General features: G+C 67.7%; 19 protein-coding genes. 7 read left to right on the forward strand and 12 right to left on the reverse strand.

Annotated features, from left to right (window positions below; genetic code table 11):
* Positions 1-8 precede the first annotated feature (8 nt).
* Positions 9-1697: a chloride channel protein gene (locus tag AC2ITM_RS05485; RefSeq protein ID WP_486468816.1), complete on the forward strand. Its 1689-nt coding sequence runs from the start codon at positions 9-11 to the stop codon at positions 1695-1697.
* A 184-nt stretch (positions 1698-1881) separates the two neighbouring features.
* Here the strand turns inward: AC2ITM_RS05485 and AC2ITM_RS05490 are convergent, their stop codons facing one another.
* From AC2ITM_RS05490 to AC2ITM_RS05525, 8 genes are all read right to left on the reverse strand, one after another.
* Positions 1882-2223 (reverse strand): DUF427 domain-containing protein, encoded by a 342-nt coding sequence (locus AC2ITM_RS05490; protein ID WP_486468817.1) that lies wholly within the window; start codon positions 2221-2223, stop codon positions 1882-1884.
* 111 nt (positions 2224-2334) lie between these two features.
* Positions 2335-4146 carry an aminopeptidase P family protein gene (locus tag AC2ITM_RS05495; protein ID WP_486468818.1) on the reverse strand — a complete coding sequence of 604 codons (1812 nt, stop codon included), beginning with the start codon at positions 4144-4146 and terminating at the stop codon, positions 2335-2337.
* A 45-nt stretch (positions 4147-4191) separates the two neighbouring features.
* Complete coding sequence (locus AC2ITM_RS05500; protein WP_486468819.1) at positions 4192-4848, reverse strand: class I SAM-dependent methyltransferase; 657 nt, start codon at positions 4846-4848, stop codon at positions 4192-4194.
* A 24-nt stretch (positions 4849-4872) separates the two neighbouring features.
* Positions 4873-6744: a cobaltochelatase subunit CobT gene (gene cobT, locus AC2ITM_RS05505; protein ID WP_486468820.1), complete on the reverse strand. Its 1872-nt coding sequence runs from the start codon at positions 6742-6744 to the stop codon at positions 4873-4875.
* A 76-nt stretch (positions 6745-6820) separates the two neighbouring features.
* Complete coding sequence (locus AC2ITM_RS05510) at positions 6821-7294, reverse strand: hypothetical protein (protein ID WP_486468821.1); 474 nt, start codon at positions 7292-7294, stop codon at positions 6821-6823.
* Positions 7291-7671, reverse strand: a complete 381-nt coding sequence (locus tag AC2ITM_RS05515) for a hypothetical protein (RefSeq protein WP_486468822.1) — start codon at positions 7669-7671, stop codon at positions 7291-7293. The genes AC2ITM_RS05510 and AC2ITM_RS05515 overlap by 4 nt, the downstream gene beginning before the upstream one ends.
* Before the next feature lie 182 nt (positions 7672-7853).
* Positions 7854-8837, reverse strand: coding sequence for a cobaltochelatase subunit CobS (gene cobS / locus AC2ITM_RS05520; protein WP_486468823.1), 984 nt, complete (start codon positions 8835-8837; stop codon positions 7854-7856).
* Positions 8838-9310: 473 nt separating this feature from the next.
* Positions 9311-9943 (reverse strand): J domain-containing protein, encoded by a 633-nt coding sequence (locus AC2ITM_RS05525; protein ID WP_486468824.1) that lies wholly within the window; start codon positions 9941-9943, stop codon positions 9311-9313.
* Positions 9944-10020: 77 nt separating this feature from the next.
* Between AC2ITM_RS05525 and AC2ITM_RS05530 the strand changes: the two genes are divergently transcribed.
* Positions 10021-10278: a BolA family protein gene (locus AC2ITM_RS05530; RefSeq protein WP_486468825.1), complete on the forward strand. Its 258-nt coding sequence runs from the start codon at positions 10021-10023 to the stop codon at positions 10276-10278.
* A gap of 4 nt (positions 10279-10282) precedes the next feature.
* Here AC2ITM_RS05530 and AC2ITM_RS05535 read toward each other — a convergent pair whose 3' ends face one another.
* Together AC2ITM_RS05535 and AC2ITM_RS05540 are read right to left on the reverse strand one after the other, a co-directional pair.
* Positions 10283-10717, reverse strand: a complete 435-nt coding sequence (locus AC2ITM_RS05535) for a DUF4177 domain-containing protein (protein WP_486468826.1) — start codon at positions 10715-10717, stop codon at positions 10283-10285.
* 102 nt (positions 10718-10819) lie between these two features.
* Positions 10820-11287 carry a thioesterase family protein gene (locus AC2ITM_RS05540; RefSeq protein ID WP_486468827.1) on the reverse strand — a complete coding sequence of 156 codons (468 nt, stop codon included), beginning with the start codon at positions 11285-11287 and terminating at the stop codon, positions 10820-10822.
* Positions 11288-11401: 114 nt separating this feature from the next.
* Here AC2ITM_RS05540 and AC2ITM_RS05545 point away from each other — a divergent pair, with 114 nt between their 5' ends.
* Together AC2ITM_RS05545 and argC are read left to right on the forward strand one after the other, a co-directional pair.
* The gene (locus AC2ITM_RS05545; protein WP_486468828.1) at positions 11402-12289 is read left to right on the forward strand and encodes a cation diffusion facilitator family transporter; all 888 of its coding nucleotides are present in this window, start codon (positions 11402-11404) and stop codon (positions 12287-12289) included.
* 70 nt (positions 12290-12359) lie between these two features.
* A complete protein-coding gene (gene argC, locus AC2ITM_RS05550) occupies positions 12360-13277 on the forward strand; it encodes an N-acetyl-gamma-glutamyl-phosphate reductase (RefSeq protein WP_486468829.1) in 918 nt (305 codons plus the stop codon).
* 325 nt (positions 13278-13602) lie between these two features.
* Here the strand turns inward: argC and gatB are convergent, their stop codons facing one another.
* Together gatB and pepN are read right to left on the reverse strand one after the other, a co-directional pair.
* Positions 13603-15117: an Asp-tRNA(Asn)/Glu-tRNA(Gln) amidotransferase subunit GatB gene (gene gatB / locus AC2ITM_RS05555; protein ID WP_486468830.1), complete on the reverse strand. Its 1515-nt coding sequence runs from the start codon at positions 15115-15117 to the stop codon at positions 13603-13605.
* Positions 15118-15347: 230 nt separating this feature from the next.
* Positions 15348-17912: an aminopeptidase N gene (gene pepN / locus AC2ITM_RS05560; protein WP_486468831.1), complete on the reverse strand. Its 2565-nt coding sequence runs from the start codon at positions 17910-17912 to the stop codon at positions 15348-15350.
* A 136-nt stretch (positions 17913-18048) separates the two neighbouring features.
* On the opposite strand from pepN, the gene AC2ITM_RS05565 reads away from it, so the two are divergent.
* The 3 genes from AC2ITM_RS05565 (at position 18049) to AC2ITM_RS05575 (ending at position 21181) form a co-directional block, all read left to right on the forward strand.
* Positions 18049-18252, forward strand: coding sequence for a hypothetical protein (locus AC2ITM_RS05565; RefSeq protein ID WP_486468832.1), 204 nt, complete (start codon positions 18049-18051; stop codon positions 18250-18252).
* A gap of 137 nt (positions 18253-18389) precedes the next feature.
* Positions 18390-19169: a gamma-glutamyl-gamma-aminobutyrate hydrolase family protein gene (locus AC2ITM_RS05570; protein ID WP_486468833.1), complete on the forward strand. Its 780-nt coding sequence runs from the start codon at positions 18390-18392 to the stop codon at positions 19167-19169.
* 437 nt (positions 19170-19606) lie between these two features.
* Positions 19607-21181: a Re/Si-specific NAD(P)(+) transhydrogenase subunit alpha gene (locus AC2ITM_RS05575; protein WP_486468834.1), complete on the forward strand. Its 1575-nt coding sequence runs from the start codon at positions 19607-19609 to the stop codon at positions 21179-21181.

Genomic DNA, 21181 nt, shown 5'->3' on the forward strand with positions numbered 1-21181 from the left:
GAGCCCCCATGGCAGATCTACGCCGTAACCTGGTCCTTGACCGTGGGGCGGTGGGCGGAGGCACGTTGCGCGCCTGGTGGCACCTGCTGCGCCGCCGGGGCCCGAACCAAGCGCAATTCTGGCTGATCGCCCTGGCCATCGGCTTTGCCGCCGGGGGGGCGACGCTGCTGTTGCGCAAGTCCATCGCCGGGTTGCAGACCCTGGCCTATGGCACCCATGACATCCACCGCCTGCACAGCTTTGCCGGGGAAATGCCCTGGTATCTGGTGCTGTTCATCCCGATGCTGGGCGGGCTGGTCGTCGGGCTGATCCTGCATCATTTCACCCCCGATGGCCGGGCGCGGTCGGTGGCCGACGTGATCGAGGGCGCGGCGCTGAACAATGGCCGGGTCGAGGGCAAGGCCGGGCTGGCCTCGGCGCTGGCCTCGCTGATCACGCTGGGCACGGGGGGATCCTCGGGGCGCGAGGGGCCGGCGGTACACCTGGCGGCGGTGATCTCCAGCTGGGTGCTGACCAAGCTGCGCGCCGACGGGCTCACGGGGCGCGACCTGCTGGGCTGTGCGGTGGCGGCGGCGGTCTCGGCCTCGTTCAACGCGCCGATCTCGGGGGCGCTGTTCGCGATGGAGGTGGTGCTGCGCCACTTCGCCATCCATGCTTTCGCGCCGATCACCATCGCCTCGGTCGCGGGCGCGGTGGTGGCCCGCTGGGAATTCGGCGATGTGACCGAATTCGTGCTGCCGACGGCCACGATCCTGCAATTCTACGAGGAGCTGCCCGCCTTCCTGCTGCTGGGGGCGGTCTGTGGCGTGGTGGCGGGGCTGCTGATGCGTTCGGTCTTCCTGGCGGATCGGGTGGCGGCCCGGATGCAGGCGCGCACCGGCCTGCCGCGCTGGATGCGCCCCACCGTCGCGGGGCTGATGCTGGGCATCATCGCGGTCTTCTTCCCCCATGTCATCGGCGTCGGCTACGAGACCACGGTGCGCGCCTTGTCGGGGGATCTGGACCTGAAGGCGGCGATCCTGTTCGCGGTGGTCAAGGCGGTCGCGGTGGCGATCACCCTGGGCGGGCGGATGGGGGGCGGCATCTTCTCGCCCTCGATGATGATGGGGGCGCTGACGGGGCTGGCGTTCGGGCTGATCGCAACCGGCATCTTCCCCGACATCTCGGGGACGCCGCGGCTTTATGCGCTGGCGGGGCTGGGGGGGGTTGCGGCCGCCGTGCTGGGGGCGCCGATTTCCACCACGTTGATCGTGTTCGAGCTGACCGGAGACTGGGCCGTGGCGCTGAACGTCATGGTGACGGTGTCGATCTCGACCGCGATCGGGTCGAAGATGGTCGACCGCAGCTTCTTCCTGACACAGCTGGAAAAGCGCGGTGCGCATCTGGCGCAGGGGCCGCAGCAATACCTGATGGAGATGATCCCGGTGCGCGCCGTCATGCACCTGCCGGGAGAGCCCGGTGGCCCCGCGCCGGAACGCCTGCAGGCGCTGGTCGAGGAAGGCCGCACGGTCGAGATCCACGACCGGCTGGAGGCCGTCTTTGCCGCCTTCGAGGCACAGGAGGGTCAGACCTTCCTGCCGGTGGTGGCCCGTCCCGCGGGCGAGCCGGTGAAGGTGGTGGGATCGGTCTACTACGTGGATGCGCTGCGCGCCTATTCCAAGGCTCTGGCGGCGACCGCGGCGGAAGAGCACAGCTGACGGGCAGGGGACCGCCGCGCTGCGGCGGTGCCTCCGGCGGGCATATTTTCGGAAAGATGAAAGCCTTTGGGCGGCGGGGGCCGGCCGGTCCGGGTCAAGTCGGTCTGGTTCGGGCCCGGCTGTCAGGTAAGCAAAGGGCCCGGGCCTGGCGCGGGCCCTTGCGGGCTTGCAGATGTGGGGCTGGTCAGATGCGCTCGACCGTGACGCGGTCGGAGGGCTGGAAGGCGATGTGGCCGGCCAGGCGGAGGCCGTCGGGAGCCGGGGTCTCGTAGCTCCAGGCGGCATTTTCCAGCGTCGTGCTTTTGGTGACGATCGAGAAATAGTGCGCGTCGCCCAGCACGGGGTTGTTGCTGCTGCGCGAACCGGGGTCGAGGAAGGCCATCGCGATGTCCTCGCGCGGGAAGTAGATCACCTCGGGCAGGTTGCCCTGGGTCAGTTCAAGGGCGTTGCGGCTTTCCGCGAGGACGGCGCCGCCGGCGCGGACAGTCCAGGTGCCCTGTGCGGCACGGATCGAGAGGTCGGTCATGAGATGTGTTCCTGGCATGGTCTCCTTTCTGTCCTGCGGATGTGTCGTTTTCATGTCATTGGCAGGACAGCGCGCCGCCCCCGGACAGGGGCGGGCGATGGGGTATCGGTTTCAGAGTGGGGCCGTGACGCGATCCAACCACAGGGCGGTGCTGTCGTCCAGTCGCGGGCGCACCTTTTCGCGGCATTTGGCGTGATAATCATCGATCCAGGCGCGCTCCGTCGGGGCAAGCAGGGTGGTGTCGATCAGCCGCCGTTCCAGCGGCACCCAGGTGATCGTCTCGAACGAGAGCATGCTGCGGGCATCGGCGCCGGGCAGGTCCGGGGCGGGCTGGACGACGATCAGGTTCTCGATGCGGATGCCGAAGGCGCCCTCTCGGTAGTAGCCGGGTTCGTTAGACAGGATCATGCCGGGGCGGAACGGCACGTCGGAAACCCGCGACAGCCGCTGCGGCCCCTCGTGGACGCACAGGTAGCTGCCGACGCCATGGCCGGTGCCGTGGTCGAAATCCATCCCCGCCAGCCACAGCGGATAGCGCGCCAGCGCATCCAGGTGCTGACCGGCCAGCCCCTGCGGGAAGCGCAGCCGGGAAATCGCGATCATGCCTTGCAGGACCCGGGTGTAGGCGGCCTTTTCCTGCGCGCCGGCGCTGTCGCCCACCAGCAGGGTGCGGGTGATGTCGGTCGTGCCGTCCAGGTACTGGCCGCCGCTGTCGAGGACCACCAGATCGCCCGGCGCCAACCGCCGGCTGCTTTCGCCCGAGACATGGTAATGCGGCAGCGCGCCGTTGGGACCGGCGCCTGCGATGGTGTCAAAGCTGATCTCCATCAGGGCGTTGGTTTCACGGCGGAAGATTTCCAGCCGGGTGACCAGGTCGATTTCGGTCAGGGTGGGCTGGTTGGCGGCGTCGAACCAGGCCAGAAAGTTGCACATGGCGGCGGCGTCGCGCAGATGCGCCTCGCGGGTGCCCGCGAGTTCGGTGTCGTTCTTGCAGGCCTTGGGCAGGGTGCAGGGGTCGCCCTCCCAGGCAAGAGCCGCGCCCGCCAGCTGCGCCTCGACCCAGACCGGGCAGCTGCCGGGATCCAGGCGGATGGCGCCCTGGGCGTCGCGCGCCAGTGCCTTCAGCAGGGCGCCGAAGGCCGAGGGCGATTCCACCGTCACCGTCGGGCCCAGGTGCTCGATCAGCAGGTCATCGCATTTGTCGTCCTGGGCAAACAGCGTCACCTCGCCCGAGGCCTGCAGGATGGCGAAGGCATGGGGGATCGGGTTGCGGGGAATGTCCGAGCCGCGGATGTTCAGCAGCCAGGCGATGGAATCGGGCAGGGTCAGCACGGCGGCGCATTGGCCGGCGGCGGCCAGCATCCGCCCCAGGCGGGCGCATTTCGCCTCATGCGGCTCGCCTGCATATTCCAGCGGCTGCGGCACGATGCGGCCCCGGGGCGGCGCCGGGCGGTCGGTCCAGATCGCGTCCAGGGGGTTGCTGTCCAGCGCCACCAGCCGGATGCCCGCGGGGCGCAGGGTGGTGCTCAGGCGGGCGATCTCGGCATGGCTGTGCAGCCAGGGGTCATAGGCCAGGGTGGCGCCCTTCGGCAGGGCGTCGCGGGCCCAGTCGCCGACGGTGGTGGCGGGCCAGGCGATCTTTTCGAAATCGGCGGCGGTCTGGGCACGGACCTGCACGGTGTAGCGGCCATCGGCAAAGACGGCGGCGCGGTCGGCGGTCACCAGGCAAAAGCCCGCAGAGCCGGTGAAGCCCGTCAGCCAGGCCAGCCGTTCATCGCAGGGCGCCACGTATTCGCCCTGGTGGGCATCGGCGCGCGGCACCAGAAAGGCATCGAGGCCCCGGGCCGCCAGTTCGGCGCGCAGCGCGGCCAGGCGCGGCGGGCCCTGTTCGGGGGTGGCCGAGGTTTCGAAGCTCTGGAACATCGGGGGGTCCTTTCGGTAGGCGTCGGCAGGGCGTGCGGCGGTCTGTCAGCGAAAGCGGAACAGGCAGACAAAGCGCGGCTGGCCCCGGGCCGAACAAAGGGGCTCGGCCCGGGCTTCCAGCAGGAAGGGGGCCAGCGAAAACGGCGGCTGCGCCAGGTTGATCGGGTAGAACCCCCAGCCGTCAATGGGCAGGTAGGGGTTCAGGGCCTCGTTTTCCGGCATCCCCAGAAAGCTGGTCGCGATCAGGAACCGCGTGGTGCGGCGCAGCCGCGACAGCACCCGCAGCGCCATCTCCTGCGGCAGGTGGAACAGCACGTCGCGGATGATCACCAGATCGGTCTGGGGGAAGGGCTCGGTCGTCAGGTCGCCCAGGCGAAAGCGGATCTGCGGGGTGGCGAACTGCGCCTGAAGCTGATCGACCAGATCGGCGCTGGCTTCCCAGCCGGTATAGCGCAGCTGCTGGCCGCCGATCTGCGGCAGGCCCATGTGGCGCATCCAGTTCCAGTCGCCGCAGCCCAGATCCAGCACCGAGGTGATGCCCTGTTCGGGGATCACCCGGGCCAGCATCTCCATCGTGGGGCGGGCGGCCTCCAGCGCCGATCCGGGCCCCGAGGCGCTTTCGCGGCGCCCGGCGGCCTGTTCCGACAGGCCGAAGGCCACGAAGGCACGGGCGGCGTCGAGGTTGCTGTCCTTTTCTGCCATCTCCGCGGCCCTCCCGCGCCGGGTTCACATCGCCTTGCGGATACCCACCATCCGGGCCCGCGCCCGCGGATCATTGTCGAACAGCGAGGCCAGCTGTTCGGTCATCGCGCCCGCCAGCTGGTCGACATCAGTGATCGTCACCGCACGCTGGTAGTAGCGCGTCACGTCATGGCCGATGCCGATGGCGATCAGTTCGACCGCCTTCTTCTTCTCGATCATCGAGATCACGTCGCGCAGGTGCTTTTCCAGGAAGTTGGCGGGGTTCACCGACAGCGTGCTGTCATCCACCGGCGCCCCGTCCGAGATCACCATCAGGATGCGGCGCGCCTCGCGGCGGGCCATCATGCGCTTGTGCGCCCATTCCAGCGCCTCGCCGTCGATGTTTTCCTTCAGCAGGCCTTCCTTCATCATCAGGCCGAGGTTTTCCCGGCTACGGCGCCAGGGCGCATCGGCCTGCTTGTAGATGATGTGGCGCAGGTCGTTCAGGCGACCGGGCTGCACGGGGCGACCATCGGCCAGCCATTTCTCGCGGCTCTGGCCGCCTTTCCAGGCGCGGGTGGTAAAGCCCAGGATCTCGACCTTGACCGAGCAGCGTTCCAGCGTCCGTGCCAGCACGTCGGCGCAGATCGCCGCAATGCTGATCGGACGCCCCCGCATCGAGCCCGAGTTGTCCAGAAGCAGCGTCACCACGGTGTCGCGGAACTCCATGTCCTTCTCGACCTTGAACGACAGCGGCGTGGTGGGGTTCGCCACGACACGCGCCAGACGCCCGGCATCCAGCACGCCCTCTTCCTTGTCGAAATCCCAGCTGCGGTTCTGCTGCGCCTGAAGGCGGCGTTGCAGCTTGTTGGCCAGACGGCCGACGGCGCCCTTCAGCGGGTCCAGCTGCTGGTCCAGATAGGCGCGCAGGCGCTCCAGCTCGGCCGGGTCGGCCAGGTCCTGTGCCAGGACTTCCTCATCGAATTCCGAGACATAGACCTTGTAGTTCGGATCCGCCTCGGAGGCGGGCGAGGGCTGCGGCGGCTCGGTCGGGGCCTCGCCGTCGGGCATCTCGGCCTCGTCGGTGGCCTCGTCATCGGCCATGTCCTCGGCGCTGACCTGCGCCTCGGAGGGGTCCTGCTGCTGTTCCTGGGTCTGGTCGGGGGTGGCCTCGGGCTGATCTTCGGAATCGTCCTGGCCGGTCGATTCCGGTTCCTGATCGTCCTCGTTCTGCTCGGCGTCGTCCTGCGCTTCCTCGTCGTCCTGCTCGGGGTCCTCGCCCAGCTGGTCGCCATAGCCCAGGTCGCTGATGATCTGCCGGGCGAACCGGGCGAAATCCTTCTGGTCGGCAAGGCGCGCCTGCAGGTCCTCAAGCGTGGTGCCCGCCTTGTCGAGGAAATGGTCCTTCCACAGGTCCATGACGTGCTGGGCGCCCTCGGGCATGTCGCGGCCGGTGGCCAGGTGGCGGATCAGGTAGCCGGCGGCCACGGGCAGGGGGGCCTCGGCGCGGGTCTTGATGCCGGCATAGCCGCCGCGGCGGGCTTCGGCGGCGATCTTGTGGTCGATGTTGCCCGCGGTGCCGGGCATGTCGCGCGCGCCCATGGCCTCGCAGCGGGCGGTTTCCATCGCCTCGTAGATCTCGCGCGCCATCTGGCCGGGCGGCGCAAAGCGGTTGTGGGTGCCCGCGTCGTGATAGCGGTGATGCAGCGCCAGCGCGTCGGCGGTGCCCCGGGCCAGCAGAACCTCGTCCCTGGTCAGGCGTCGGCTGATCTGGGGCAGGCGGACCATGTCGCCCATCTTGCCCGAAGGATCGACCGTGTATTGCACGTTCAGGTCGTGATCGTTCGCCATGACCTTCGTGGCCTCGGCGAGCGCCTTCTTGAACGGATCTGCGGGGTTGTCGCTGGACTTGCTCATGCGCCCGTTAGAGCACTCTGCCGCGGCACGAACAAGCGGTCTTTGCGTGCGCTGGCACGGGTTTGAGGGGGAACGCTCAGCCCAGTGGCAGCGCCAGGCAGCGCGCCCTTGCGCCTTCGGCGCGCAGGGTGGCACGGCGGGCCTCGGCGGGGTCGCGGGCGGTCGCGGCGCGCTGGCGCAGCAGGCCCTGGGCCGTACGCGCATCCAGGCGCAGCGACAGGACCTCGGCGGCGCGGGCGGGGGGCATCACGGCCTCCAGCAGCGATTGCAGGGCAACCTGTCCGTGCCGCGTTTCGGCCGCGGCGGTGGGGTCGGACTGGCCGTCGAATTCGGCCTCGGCGGCAAGGCGGCCCAGGCAGTCGGCCAGAAGCCGGGTGGGATCGGCGTCCCTGGCGCAGGCGGGCCCCGAGAGGGCCGTCAGCACCAGGACAGGCAGGAGGCGGGACAGCAGGCGCATGGTCCTGACTGTGGCGCGGTGTCGCAGGCGGTCCAGCAGCGGGGCACCGGCGTCGGCTGCAACGGCGGCCTTGCGGCGGGGCTGCGCGCTCATTCCCCGAGCAGGGCCGTGCAGTCGGCGATCTGGCGGGCGGCGAGGGTCGCCGCGCGGCGCGCGTCGGAGGCATCGGGGTTGAAGGTGGCGCGGCGGAACAGCCGGTGCTGGGCCTGCTTGGCCTCCAGCCGGCGGGCCATCAGCGCGCTGTCGCGCGGGTCGGCCAGCGCCGCCAGCAGGTCTGCCATGCGGGTGCGGCGGTCTTCGGGCAGGGCGCTGGCGGCGGGGGTCATCAGCCAGGACTGTTCGACCGCGGCCGAAAGCCGCCCGGTGCAGGCGGCGAACCGCAGCGCCAGCCCGCCATCGGCGGGGCCTGCCAGCAGCGGCGCGGGGCCGAGCAGCAGAAGGCAGGACAGGAGGGGCGACAGCCTGGGCATGGCGGACCTTCGCGGCGGTGCGGGGCCGGTGCGGCGCCCGCAATGGCTCAAGGCTGCCGGGAAATCCTTGCCAAGGGGTGGAATCGCGGAACGGTTCCGATCCGAAGGTTAATGCGAGGTGACCAAATGCAAACGGCGCCCTTCCGGGGGGAAGGACGCCGTTCGGGTCGCTCGGGGGGGCCTCAGCTGGCGGAGGCCGCCGCGCTTTCGGGCAGTTCCTCGTCGAAGCAGCGCTGGTAGAACTCGGCCACGGTCTGGCGTTCCAGTTCATCGCATTTGTTGAGGAAGGTCAGGCGGAAGGCGTAACCCACGTTGCGGAAGATCTCGGCGTTCTGGGACCAGTTGATCACCGTGCGGGGGCTCATGACGGTCGAGAGGTCGCCGTTCATGAAGGCGGTGCGGGTCAGGCCCGCCAGCGTCACCATCTGGCTGACGGTCTTGCGGCCGGCGGCGGTGTTGTAATGCGGCGCCTTCGACAGCACGATCGCGGTTTCCGCATCATGGCTGAGGTAGTTCAGCGTGGCGACCAGCGACCAGCGGTCCATCTGGGCCTGGTTGATTTGCTGGGTGCCGTGATAAAGGCCCGTGGTGTCGCCCAGGCCCACCGTGTTCGAGGTGGCGAAGAGGCGGAAGAACTTGTTCGGGCGGATGACCTCGTTCTGGTCCAGAAGGGTCAGCGCGCCGTCGGTTTCCAGCACCCGCTGGATCACGAACATCACGTCGGCGCGGCCGGCGTCATATTCGTCGAAGACGATGGCGGTGGGGTTGCGGAGCGCCCAGGGCAGGATGCCCTCGTGGAACTCGGTGACCTGCTTGCCGTCCTTGAGCTTGATCGCATCCTTGCCGATCAGGTCGATCCGGGAGATGTGGCTGTCGAGGTTGACGCGCACGCAGGGCCAGTTCAGCCGGGCGGCGACCTGTTCGATATGGGTCGATTTGCCGGTGCCGTGATAGCCCTGGACCATGACGCGGCGGTTGTGGCTGAAGCCCGCCAGGATCGCCAGCGTGGTGTCGGGGTCGAAGCGGTAGGTGGGGTCGGTTTCCGGCACGCGGTCCGTGGGGGCCTCGAAGCCCTTCACGATCATGTCGGTATCGATGCCGAAGACCTCGCGGACCGAGATCTCCTCGGTGGGCTTGGCGTTGATGTCGAGCGCTCCGTCGGCCATGTGGGTCGTCCCTTCGTCGTGAATTTGCAGCGGCACCGCGGCCCGGTCGGGCGGCAGGTGCGGGCGTCATCGGGCACCATATCGAACCTTGGGGCGAGGGAAAGGGCAAAACGCCTGTCCTGTCGTGGTGCCGTATCGGGCTGCCCGTTTCGCAGGATCCGCGCCTGCGGCGCGGGCCTCCGGCGGGCATATTTTGGGGAAGATGAAAGGGATGGGGGCGTGGGACGGGCGGGTCCCCGTGGCGGAGGGCGCGCGCGGGGGGGCAGGGCGCCTCCGGCGGGCATATTTGGGGAAAGATGAAAGGATGGGCGCGCGGGGGTCGGGAGGGCCCCCGCGGCGGCCGCAGTTGGGGACCCGCGGCGGCCGCAGTTGGGGAAAGGGGGGGAGGGGATGCGGAAAGGCGCGCCCCCTTGGGGCGCGCCTGGGAGAGGTGCCGCGTGTCGGGCAGGCTGGGGCCTGCTTGAAGTTGGGGCCTATTTGAAGTTGCGGCTGTCCTTGATCTGGTCCCAGGCCCAGACCACCTGCTGCAGCTGTTCCTCCTGGCTGCGGTCGCCGCCGTTCATGTCGGGGTGCAGCACCTTGATCAGCTTCTTGTAGGCCTTGCGGACCTCGGCCTTGGTCCAACTGTCCTTGGCCTCCAGGATGTCGATCGCCTTGCGCTCGGTCGGCGGCAGGCGGCGGGTCGCGCCGGTGGTGGTGGCGTTGCGGCCGGGGTTCTGGGTGGCGTTCTCGCCCAGGACCTGGTGCGGGTCCTCGATGCCGAGGCGGGCCCAGGCGCGGGCCTCCGGGTCGCCCAGGGGGCGTGTCTTGCGCTCCCAGACCTTGTCCTTGGACATCTGGGCGTTCATCTCGGCCTCGGTCTGGCCCTGGAAGAAGTTCCACTGGTTGTTGTATTCGCGGATGTGTTCCTTGCAGAACCACAGATATTCGTCGAGCACGTCGGGCGCCCTTGGGGCACGATACTTGCCGGGCTGCTGGCAGCCCTCGTGTTCGCAGACGCGCGTCGATGTCTCGGATGCACCGGACATGCCGCGGCGGCCGCGATTCTGTTTCTTCTTTGCAGAAGAGATGGACATATCGAAACCGAAGGGGTCAGGCTTTGGCATGGATCGCAGTCCTTTCCGAGTCAGGCCGTGCAGTTTAGACTGTCGGACAAAGTTTTGAAGAGGCGAGAGGAAAAATAATGAGCCGTGAAGCGGAGATTCGCAGCCGTCTGGAAGCGCAGTTCAGCCCCGAGCACCTGGAGGTCCTGGACGAGAGCGAGGGGCACCGCGGTCATGCCGGTCACCAGGAGGGCGGCGAGAGCCATTTCCGGGTGCGCATGAAGGCGGCCGCCCTGGCCGGTCAGAGCCGCATCGCCCGGCACCGGGCCGTCCATGCCGCCATCGGGTCGGACCTGATGGGACAGATCCACGCCCTGGCCCTGGAGCTGGAGGCCTGAGCCGCTAGCGTTCGGCGCGCAGGCCCTGGGGACGGGGCGGCGTGTCGGGCTCGGGGGCGGGCTTGTCGTCCGAGCGGCTTGCCGTGAGCGAGGGTCGCGCCGTGCCGTCCGGGGCTGCCTGGCTCTGGGCGGAGGCCTGGACCGGGGGCTGCGGTTGCGGCATGCCGGCCTGGGGTTCGGCGCGAGTCGTGCCGCGCGGCGCGCTGGCCAGCAGCCGGCGGAACACCAGCAGGTTGCGGTAGGTGGTGGAGGACCCGGTCAGGCCCGAGCGTTCCTCTTGCGGCAGGGTTTCGGCGCGCTGGTATTCCCAGCCCTGCAGGGCCAGTTCGTTCATCAGCTCTTCGAGGGCGGCGGCAAAGCGCGCCTCGCCGGTCTTCAGGCCCTTCGCGCGGCCGGCCTTCACCGGGGCGGGCACGACCTTGTATTCGTATCGGTTCATCGGGCGCACTCCTTCCTGCCGGGGGGTGCCCCTATCTGGGGGCTGGCGGGCGGAAGGGCAAGAGGGATTGCGGGCGCCGTCGCGGCGCGGGCGGGGGCCTGCCTAGCGGCGCAGCCCCATCGGCGCGCCGACCCAGTCGGGCACGGGGGTGTCGGCGTGATCCTGTTGCGCGGCCTGCAGGGCGCGGCGCACGGCCTCGGGCCAGGGGGCGACGCGGGGGCCCGCGCGGTCGATATGCAGGGACACGCCTTCGCCGGTGGCGGCCAGCCAGCCGTCCTCGTGCCGCAGTTCCTGGGCATAGTGATAGGCCTTGTCACTGACAGCGAGGACCCGCACCGTGCAGTGCACCCGCGCGCCCAGATGCAGTTCGCGCCGGTAGCGGATGCGGAATTCGGCCGTGTAGGTCGTGTGGGCCTGTGTCTGCACATAGTCCGGCCCCAGCCCCGCGGCTTCCTGGAAGGGATCCAGGCCCAGGTCCATCAGCACCGCGTAGTACGCCATGTTAAGGTGGCCGTTGTAATCGATCCATTCGGGACGCAGGTCCATCGGCGGGGACAGGTAAAGCGGCATCGGACCCTCGGGGTGGCGGTTTCGGTCGCGTCAGCGCGGAACTTTGCCGCCGTGGCGTTGCGATCCAGACCGTTTTGGACCAAGAGCGGGTCACGCACAAGCAGGGGGATTCCCATGACGGAGACGATCAAGATCGCACTCGGCAGCATCCTCGTGGGGATCGTGGTGCTGGGGCTGAAGACGCTGGCCTGGTGGATGACGGGTTCGCTGGCGCTGATGTCGGATGCGCTGGAAAGCACGGTCAACGTGGCCACGGCCTTTGCCGCGCTGATCGCCATCAAGGTGGCCGCGCGGCCGGCCGATCACAACCACCCCTATGGCCACCACAAGGCGGAATTCTTCAGCGCCGTGCTGGAAGGCGTGATGATCATCGTCGCCGCCCTGCTGATCCTGAAAGAGGCCTGGGGCGGCCTGCTGCACCCCACCGCCATCGACGCGCCCTTCGAGGGGCTGGCGATCAACGCCGGGGCCTCGGTGCTGAACGCGGTCTGGTGCTGGGTGCTGATCCGGCGCGGCCGGGCCCTGGGATCGCCCGCGCTGGTGGCGGATGGCCATCATTTGCTGACCGACGTGTTTTCCTCTCTGGGGGTGGCGATTGGCGTGCTGCTGGCGGTGGCCACGGGCTGGGCGATCCTCGACCCCGTGCTGGCCGTGCTGGTGGCGCTGAACATCCTTTGGGCCGGGTTCCGCGTGGTGGCGCGGTCCCTTTCTGGCCTGATGGACGAGGCCGTCAGCGAGGACACGCTGGAGGAAATCCGCAATGTGATCTCGGAATCGGCCGATGGCGCGCTGGAGGTCCACGACCTGCGCACCCGCCATGCCGGCCCGAAGACCTTCATAGACTTCCACATGGTGGTCGATGGTCAGACCACGGTGACCGATGCCCATGCGATCTGCGACCGGGTCGAACGCGCCCTGATCAAGGCGCTGCCCGAGGCGCAGATCACCATCCATGTCGAACCCGAGAACAAGGCCAAGCATTCCGGCGTTCTGGTCCTGTAAGGGCGGCCGCGCGGTTGCGGGGGCGCGCGCTTTTGGATAGCCCGTGGGCAGCAACAGCAGGCAGGACCCCATGACACACAAGGTATTCATCGACGGCGACGTCGGCACCACCGGTCTCCAGATCCGGGAACGGCTGCTGAAACGCGCGGATATCGAGCTGGTCTCGATCGACCCGGACAAGCGCAAGGACATCGACGCGCGTCTGGCGTGCCTGCTGGCCGCCGACGTGGGCATCCTGTGCCTGCCCGATGCCGCCGCCAAGGAAATCGCCCTGGCCGCGCAGGGCACCGATGCCCGGATGATCGACGCCAGCACCGCCCACCGGATCGACCCGGATTGGGTCTTTGGCTTTGCGGAACTGGATCCGGCGCGGCGTGCGGCGATTGCCGGGGCGCAGCGGGTGTCGAACCCGGGCTGCTATTCCACCTGCGCCATCGCGCTGCTGCACCCGCTGACCAGCGCGGGGCTGCTGGACGGCGCCACGCCCCTCGCGATCAACGCGGTCAGCGGCTATACCGGTGGCGGCAAGGCCATGGTCGAGGAATTCGAAAGCGGCACCAGCGACGGCTTCTTCGTCTATGCGGCGGCGCAAAAGCACAAGCACATCCCCGAGATGATGCGCTTTGGCGGCCTGACCCGGCGGCCGATCTTCGTGCCCTCGGTCGGGGATTTCGACCAGGGGATGCTGGCGCAGATCCCGCTGATCGGTTTCGACGCCGCCCGCGTCGCCGAGGTCGAGGCCGCCCTCCGGGCCCATTACGAGGGCAGCAGCTTCGTCAAGGTGGTCGACGTGGATCACTGGGGTGCGCGCATCGACCCGCGCCGCCTGAACGGCACCAACATGCTGGAGCTTTCGGTCCAGGGCGATCCCGAGACCGGCTGCGTGGTGCTGATGGCGATGCTCGACAACCTGGGCAAGGGGGCCTCGGGGGCCGCGGTGCAGAACCTCAACATCATGCTGGGGCTGGACGAGGGCCTCGGGCTCTGAGCAGCAGAGGGGCGCCCCAAGCCGGCGCCCCCTGACGGCGCCTGACGTCACCCCGGCAAGCCGCGCCCCCTTGGGGCGACGCTGCGAAACAGCGATCCGCCGGGGCCATGTTATTGGGGGGGCAACGAAGCCGGGACGATGTCCCGCTGGGGCAATTTTGCTGGGGCCATGTTCCTGCGGGTAATATAGCCGGAGCCATGCCCCTGCGGGACTATGAAGTCTGGGTCATGCCCCTGCGGGACTATGAGATTGGAGCCATGTCCCTTCGGGGCAATGAAAAAGGGCGGGGAAATTCCCCGCCCTTCGCATGTCCGGCTGCCGGGGATTACAGCCCCAGCTTGGCCGCCACGATGTCGTTCACGGCCTTCGGGTTGGCCTTGCCGCCGGTCAGCTTCATGACCTGGCCGACGAACCAGCCCGCCAGCTTGGGGTTCTGCTTGGCCTTCTCGACCTGCGCGGGGTTGGCGGCGATCACCTCGTCCACGGCGGTCTCGATGGCGCCGGTGTCGGTCACCTGCTTCAGGCCCTTGGCCTCGACGATCTGGGCCGCGTCACCGCCTTCGGTGAACAGGATCTCGAACACGTCCTTGCCGATCTTGCCCGAGATCTCGTCCGCCTTGATCAGCCGGATCAGGCCGCCCAGCTGCGCCGGGCTGACGGGGCTTTCGGTGATCTCCAGGTCGTCCTTCTTCAGCCGGCCGAACAGCTCGTTGATGACCCAGTTGGCGGCCAGCTTGCCGTCGCCCGCAACACCCACGGTGGCCTCGAAATACTGCGCGTTGGGCACCTCGGCCGTCAGCACCGAGGCATCATATTCCGACAGGCCGAAGTCCTTGACGAAACGGGCCTTCTTCTCGTCCGGCAGCTCGGGCAGGGTGGCCTTGATGCCATCGACCCAGGCCTGCTCGATCTCCAGCGGCAGCAGGTCGGGATCGGGGAAGTAGCGGTAGTCATGCGCCTCTTCCTTGGACCGCATCGAGCGCGTCTCGTTCTTGTCGGCATCATACAGGCGAGTTTCCTGCACGATCTCGCCGCCGGCTTCCAGGATCTGGATCTGGCGGCGCGCCTCATAGTCGATGGCCAGCTGGATGAAGCGCATGGAGTTCATGTTCTTCAGTTCGCAGCGCGTGCCCAGATGGCTGAAATCGCCGGTGGCGGCGAATTTCTCATACTGGCCGACACGGCAGACCGACACGTTCACGTCGGCGCGCATGTTGCCGTTCTGCATGTTGCCATCGCAGGTGCCGAGGTAGCGCAGGATCTGCCGCAACTTGGTCAGATAGGCGGCGGCTTCTTCGGGGCCGCGGATGTCGGGACGGCTGACGATCTCCATCAGGGCGACGCCGGTACGGTTGAAGTCGACGAAGGACATGTTCGGATCCATGTCATGGATCGACTTGCCGGCGTCCTGTTCCAGGTGGATGCGCTCGACCCGGACCAGCCGCGCGACGCCCGGGCCCATGTCGACCAGGATCTCGCCCTCGCCCACGATGGGATGGTAGAGCTGGCTGATCTGGTAGCCCTGGGGCAGGTCGGGGTAGAAGTAGTTCTTGCGGTCGAAGGCAGAGACCAGGTTGATCTTGGCCTTCAGGCCCAGACCCGTGCGCACCGCCTGCTCGACGCAGAATTCGTTGATGACGGGCAGCATCCCCGGCATCGCCGCATCCACGAAGGCCACGTTCGAGTTCGGCTCGGCGCCGAACAGGGTCGAGCCGCCCGAGAACAGCTTTGCATTCGAGGAGACCTGGGCATGGACCTCCATGCCGATGACCAGTTCCCAGTCATGTTTGGCGCCCGCGATCACCTTGGGCTTGGGGGTCTCGTAGGTGAGATCCAGCATGATCCGTCCTTTCCGCGAATGGCTTGGGGATGCGTTCTAGGGCAGGCGGTTTCGGGGGGCAAGGGGCAGGCGGTGCGGGAAACGCGGTCGGAAGGGGGCTCTGCCCCCGCCGCGGCTGCGCCGCGACTCCCCCGGAGTATTTCCGGTCAGATGATGAAGAACCCGGTTCCCTGTCATCTGGCCATAAATACTCCCGCCGGAGGCATCACCCCCGGCGGGGAAGCGGGACGTCAGCCGTTGAGGATGCGGCCCACCATCTCGGAGGTGTCGCGCGACAGGCCGTCCTGGGCCAGGATGCCTTCGAGGGCCGCCCGGATCATCGCCTGCCGGTCACTGTCGTAGCGTTTCCAGGTTTCGAAGGCCGAGCACATCCGGGCTGTGGTTTGCGGGTTCAGCGGGTCGAGCCGCTTCAGCCAGTCCGCCAGCAGTGCATAGCCTTTGCCGGAGGCATGGTGGAAGCCTGCGGGGGTCATCGCCAGCGCGCCGAAGGTGGCGCGGAAGCGGTTCGGGTTCTTCATGGTGAAGTCCGGATGCGCCGCCAGGCGTTCCGCCGTTGCAGCAGCGGCATCGGGGCGCGCGAGGCCCACCTGCAGCGAGAACCACTTGTCGATCACCAGCCGGTCATGCTGCCATTGCTGGTAGAAGGCCTGCAGCTCCGCCTCGCCCGCCCCGATCGAGAGCAGGCAGGAGAGCGCCGCCAGCTGCTGGGTCATGTTGTCGGCCGCGCCGTATTGCGCGCGCGCCCGGGCACCGTCGTCGCGGCGGCTGAGCAGGGCCAGCGCGGCGTTTGCCAGGGCACGGTCTGCGGCGGGGCCGGCCTCGGGGCTGTAGGGGCCGCTGAGCTGATGTGTTTCGTAGAGCCGCGCCAGCAGGTCGGGCATGTGGCCCGCCATGGCGTCGCGCATCGCCTCTCGCTTGTCCCAGATGCGCTGCGGGTCGGGCGTGGTGCCGGCCTCGAAGAGGGTCAGCGCCAGGTCGTCCTCGGAGGGGAGCGCCATCGCCAGCGCCCGGAAGGCCGGGTCCAGCGTGTCGTCCGACAGCAGCGTCTTCAGCGCGTCGAGATAACCGGTATCGGGCGCGGCGCCTTCGGCGATCATCTTCAGCAGGGCGTTCTTGGCCAGGCTGCGGCCCGCTTCCCAGCGGTTGTAGGGATCGGTGTCATGGGCCAGCAGGAAGGCGCGTTCGGCATTGTCGGTTTCGCGGTGCAGGATCACCGGGGCCGAGAAACCGCGCAGGATCGAGGGCACCGGGCGGGCGCCCAGACCTTCGAAGGCAAAGCTTTGTTCCGCTTCGGTCATTTCCAGCAGCGTGGTTTCCAGCACCTCGTCGCCATTCGGGCCCAGCAGGCCCACGGCAATGGGCAGCACCTGGGGCAGCTTGTCGGGCTGGCCGGGGGTGGCGGGCGTCTCCTGGCGGAAATGCAGGGTGAAGGTGCCGTTGTCCCAGCTTTCGCTGACATGCAGGCGGGGGGTGCCGGCCTGGGAATACCAGCGCTTGAACTGGGTCAGGTCACGGCCCGTCGCGTCCTGGAAGACCTGCAGCCAGTCCTCGATCGTGCAGGCCTGGCCGTCGTGGCGGGTGAAATACAGATCGAGCGCGCGGAAATAGGCCTCGTCGCCCACCAGGCGTTTCAGCATCCCGATCACCTCGGCGCCTTTTTCATAGACGGTCGCGGTGTAGAAGTTGTTGATCTCCTGGAAGCTTTCGGGGCGGACCGGATGGGCGAGGGGGCCGTTGTCCTCGCGGAACTGGCGGCCGCGCAGGTCGATCACGTCGGAAATCCGCTTGACCGGTTCAGACCGCATGTCGGCGGTGAAGGAGGCGTCGCGGAACACCGTCAGCCCTTCCTTCAGGCACAGCTGGAACCAGTCGCGGCAGGTGATCCGGTCGCCGGTCCAGTTGTGGAAATATTCGTGGGCGATGATCGCCTCAATGCGTTCGAAATTGGCATCTGTGCTTGTTTCGGGCGATGCCAGCACGCAGGAGGAGTTGAAGATGTTCAGCCCCTTGTTCTCCATCGCGCCCATGTTGAAGTCATCGACGGCGACGATGTTGAACAGGTCCAGGTCATATTCCCGGCCATAGACATCCTCGTCCCATTTCATCGACTTCTTCAGGGCCTCCATCCCGAAGGCGCATTTGTCCTGATCGCCGGGGCGGACCCAGATGTTCAGTTCCACCTTGCGGCCCGACATCGTGGTGAAGCTGTCGGGGTGGTTCACCAGATCGCCCGCCACCAGCGCGAACAGGTACGAAGGTTTCGGCCAGGGATCGTGCCATTCCACCCAGCCTTCGCCCTGCGCCACCGGGTTGCCGTTCGACAGCATCACCGGCAGGTCGCTTTCGATGCGCACGTGGAAGGTCGCCATCACGTCGGGACGGTCGGGGTAGTAGGTGATCTTGCGAAAGCCCTCGGCCTCGCATTGCGTGCAATACATGCCGTTCGACATGTAGAGCCCTTCAAGGGCAAAGTTCTGCGCGGGCGCGATCTCGACCTCGGCCTCCCAGGTGAAGGGGCCGTCGGGGACGGCGCAGGTCAGGCCTTCGGGCGTCACCTCGGGGGTGACGGGGGTGCTGTCGATGGCGGCAGAAATCAGCACCAGCTGTTCGCCATGCAGGAAGAAGCGGTCCTGCGTCCCTTCCGGGTTCGGCGCGAAGCGGATGCGCGACAGGACGCGCGTTGCCTCGGGCGCAAGGCGGAAGGTCAAAGAGACATCCTCGACAAGCCAGCCCGGCGGGGTGTAATCGCTAAGGTAGATCGTCTGGCCCGTTTGGGCGGCGGCTGCATCCTTCATGGGGCATCCTTTCATGTGCTTGCCCCGATCTTCGCTTCGCGAGACCGGAATGCAAGGGGGCAGCCGCGGGAACATCCGGGCTGGCCGGCGCGTTGACCGGAAGGGACAGGCCGCCCGCGGCGGCCAGGATAGAGACATGTTCGACACAGCCAAGAACAGCAAGGACACCCAGGACCGCCTGCGCGAGGCCGAGGCCCGCGCCGCCCTGGACCGCACCGGAGAGCCCGCGCGGCCGATCTGGCGCCTGATGGTGCTGGCCCTCGTGCTGGTGCTGCTGGGGGTGACGCAGGTCCTCGACATGGCCGACGGCGCCGTCCAGGCCGTGGCAGGCGCGGATTAGGCCGCCTTTCTGCCCGGTTCTGCTGCACAGCCCTGCGGCGATGCGGCGTGGTGCACCGCTGCACAGCCAACGGCGTTTCCTTCATCTGTCTGTCATATTAGGTTGCAACCCGTAGCCTGACACAGCCAGAGCCAGCCATGAAACGCCCCCTCATCGGTATCATCTCGAACCTTCACGTCATCGACGGCGCCTATCGCACCCATGCCGGCGGCGTGATGAACTGCGAGGCCGTGGCCGAGGTCTGCAACTGCATTCCCGCCCTGATCCCTGCCGATCCGCGCTATGTCTCGGTCGAGGAACTGCTGGACACCTACGACGGCTTCGTGCTGACCGGCGGGCGGCCCAATGTGCACCCTTCGGAATATGGCGAAGACGAGACCGCCGCCCATGGCACCTTCGACCGCGCCCGCGACGCGATCACCCTGCCGCTGGTCAGGGCCTGCGTGCAGCGCGGCCAGCCCTTCCTGGGGATCTGCCGCGGCTTCCAGGAGGTCGCCGTGGCCATGGGATCGACCCTGCACCCTGAAATCCGCGATCTGCCGGGCCGGATGAACCACCGGATGCCGCCCGACGGCACCCAGGAGGAAAAGTTCGCCCTGCGCCACAAGGTCACCTTCACCGAGGGCGGCGTCTTTCACCGGCTGATGGGCGCGCCTGCGGTGATGACCAACACCCTGCACGGGCAGGGGGTGATCCGCGCGGGCAAGCGGTTCGTCATCGACGGCACCGCCCCCGATGGCACCCCCGAGGCCGCCTATGTCGAAGGGGCGCCGGGCTACACCCTGGCGGTGCAATGGCACCCCGAATACCGCGCCGCCGAGGATCCGGTGTCGCGGCCGTTGTTCGAGGGGCTGGGGGATGCGGCGCGTGCCTGGGCCACCGACCGTTCGGCCTGGCCGGTCGCCCGGCGGGCCTGAAATCCGCAATTGTCCGGCATACGGAAGTATGCCGTAACAGTGCGAACTTGATGGCGCTAACACATTGCGATGGTTGCAAAAATGACGCGGCAGATGCGTCAAATGCCTATTCCATGACCCGCCTTTATCCTGCAAAGCTGCGTTAAGGTCTGCGGTGCCGGTTCCCGGTGGCGCTGGCTCACGGGCTTGTTATGCTCGCCCGGCGAGAGAGGAGACGGAGTAGGGATTTGAAAGGTCGCGCTCACCCATAGGTCGTGATCCCGCAGGAGGTGGGGTCGGTGCCAGCCCGGCGGTGTGTCGCTGCGGCAAGCCAGACGACAGTCGTAGGCGAAAATCTCGACAGGGGGTTGCGCAATATTCTTGCGCACGTTTTTGTGCTCGTTCCGGGGAACCCCGGAGCCATTCATTCAGCGTTGTTCAGAAGGGGGACGACACAGGTGAAAATCGGAACGCCAAGGGAAGTGTTCGAGGGAGAGGCGCGCGTCGCGATGACCCCGGATTCGGCTCTGCAACTGCAGAAGCTGGGTCATGAGTGCATCATCGAGACGGGGGCAGGCGAAAAGGCCGGATTCTCGGATACCGCCTACAAGGTCGCCGGCGTCGAGGTCGCGGACAGCCGCGAGGCGCTCTTTGCTGCCGCCGACGTGATTGCCAAGGTGCGTGCACCGACCGAGGAGGAAGCCCAGCTGCTGCGTGCGGACCAGACGCTGATCAGCTTCTTCAACCCGGCCGGCAATGCCGAGCTGCTGGATCTGTGCAAGGATCAGGGCGCGACCGTCCTGGCCATGGAGATGATCCCGCGCATCAGCCGCGCGCAGAAGATGGATGCGCTGTCGTCCATGGCCAATATCGCGGGCTATCGCGCGGTGATCGAGGCGGGCAACAACTATGGCCGCTTCTTCACCGGGCAGATCACCGCCGCCGGCAAGGTGCCGCCCGCCAAGGTGCTGATCCTGGGGGCGGGCGTTGCGGGCCTGGCCGCGATCGGCACCGCGACGTCCCTGGGGGCGATCACCTATGCCTTCGACGTGCGCCCCGAAGTGGCCGAGCAGGTCGAATCCATGGGCGCCGAATTCGTCTATCTGGACTTCGAGGAAGCCCAGCAGGACGGTGCCGCGACCGGTGGCTATGCCTCGGTCTCCTCGCCCGAGTTCCGCGAGGCCCAGCTGGCCAAGTTCCGAGAGCTTGCGCCCGACATGGACATCGTGATCACCACCGCGCTGATCCCCAACCGCCCGGCGCCCAAGCTGTGGCTTGAGGACATGATCGCCAGCATGAAGCCCGGCTCGGTCATCATCGACCTGGCGGCGGAACGCGGCGGCAATGCCGAGGGCACGGTGATGGACGAACGTGTCGTCACCGACAACGGCGTCATCATCATCGGCTATACCGATTTCCCCAGCCGGATGGCGGCGCAGGCCTCCAGCCTCTATTCCACCAACATCCGCCACCTGCTGAGCGACCTGACGCCGGGCAAGGACGGGGTCATCAACCACAACATGGAAGATGACGTGATCCGGTCTGCCACGGTGACGCGCGAAGGCGCGATCACCTTCCCGCCGCCGCCGCTGAAGGTGGCCGCCATCGCCGCGCAAAAGCCGAAAGCCAAGGCGCCCGAGATCACGCCCGAGGAAAAGCGCGCGCAGGAAGTTGCCGCCTTCAAGAAGCAGACCCGCACCCAGGCCGGCCTGATCGTGCTGGGCGCGGTGCTGCTGCTGGCCGTGGGCCTGGTGGCGCCCGCCAGCTTCATGCAGCACTTCATCGTCTTCGTGCTGTCGGTCTTCATCGGCTTCCAGGTGATCTGGAACGTGTCGCATTCGCTGCACACGCCGCTGATGGCCGTGACCAACGCGATCTCCTCGATCATCATCCTGGGCGCGCTGATGCAGATCGGTTCGGGCAGCTGGATCGTGATCGTGCTGGGGGCGCTGTCGGTCTTCATGGCCGGGATCAACATCTTCGGCGGTTTCCTCGTCACGCGTCGCATGCTCGCGATGTTCCAGAAGTCGTAA

The organism is Pseudooceanicola sp. NS-SX9 (assembly GCF_057380705.1).

Bases quoted from the DNA above. Each gene is read 5' to 3' on its own strand.
- AC2ITM_RS05485 (WP_486468816.1), top strand. From the start codon at position 9: ATGGCAGATCTACGCCGTAACCTGGTCCTTGACCGTGGGGCGGTGGGC.
- AC2ITM_RS05490 (WP_486468817.1), bottom strand. From the start codon at position 2,223: ATGACCGACCTCTCGATCCGTGCCGCACAGGGCACCTGGACTGTCCGC.
- AC2ITM_RS05495 (WP_486468818.1), bottom strand. From the start codon at position 4,146: ATGTTCCAGAGCTTCGAAACCTCGGCCACCCCCGAACAGGGCCCGCCG.
- AC2ITM_RS05500 (WP_486468819.1), bottom strand. From the start codon at position 4,848: ATGGCAGAAAAGGACAGCAACCTCGACGCCGCCCGTGCCTTCGTGGCC.
- cobT (WP_486468820.1), bottom strand. From the start codon at position 6,744: ATGAGCAAGTCCAGCGACAACCCCGCAGATCCGTTCAAGAAGGCGCTC.
- AC2ITM_RS05510 (WP_486468821.1), bottom strand. From the start codon at position 7,294: ATGAGCGCGCAGCCCCGCCGCAAGGCCGCCGTTGCAGCCGACGCCGGT.
- AC2ITM_RS05515 (WP_486468822.1), bottom strand. From the start codon at position 7,671: ATGCCCAGGCTGTCGCCCCTCCTGTCCTGCCTTCTGCTGCTCGGCCCC.
- cobS (WP_486468823.1), bottom strand. From the start codon at position 8,837: ATGGCCGACGGAGCGCTCGACATCAACGCCAAGCCCACCGAGGAGATC.
- AC2ITM_RS05525 (WP_486468824.1), bottom strand. From the start codon at position 9,943: ATGCCAAAGCCTGACCCCTTCGGTTTCGATATGTCCATCTCTTCTGCA.
- AC2ITM_RS05530 (WP_486468825.1), top strand. From the start codon at position 10,021: ATGAGCCGTGAAGCGGAGATTCGCAGCCGTCTGGAAGCGCAGTTCAGC.
- AC2ITM_RS05535 (WP_486468826.1), bottom strand. From the start codon at position 10,717: ATGAACCGATACGAATACAAGGTCGTGCCCGCCCCGGTGAAGGCCGGC.
- AC2ITM_RS05540 (WP_486468827.1), bottom strand. From the start codon at position 11,287: ATGCCGCTTTACCTGTCCCCGCCGATGGACCTGCGTCCCGAATGGATC.
- AC2ITM_RS05545 (WP_486468828.1), top strand. From the start codon at position 11,402: ATGACGGAGACGATCAAGATCGCACTCGGCAGCATCCTCGTGGGGATC.
- argC (WP_486468829.1), top strand. From the start codon at position 12,360: ATGACACACAAGGTATTCATCGACGGCGACGTCGGCACCACCGGTCTC.
- gatB (WP_486468830.1), bottom strand. From the start codon at position 15,117: ATGCTGGATCTCACCTACGAGACCCCCAAGCCCAAGGTGATCGCGGGC.
- pepN (WP_486468831.1), bottom strand. From the start codon at position 17,912: ATGAAGGATGCAGCCGCCGCCCAAACGGGCCAGACGATCTACCTTAGC.
- AC2ITM_RS05565 (WP_486468832.1), top strand. From the start codon at position 18,049: ATGTTCGACACAGCCAAGAACAGCAAGGACACCCAGGACCGCCTGCGC.
- AC2ITM_RS05570 (WP_486468833.1), top strand. From the start codon at position 18,390: ATGAAACGCCCCCTCATCGGTATCATCTCGAACCTTCACGTCATCGAC.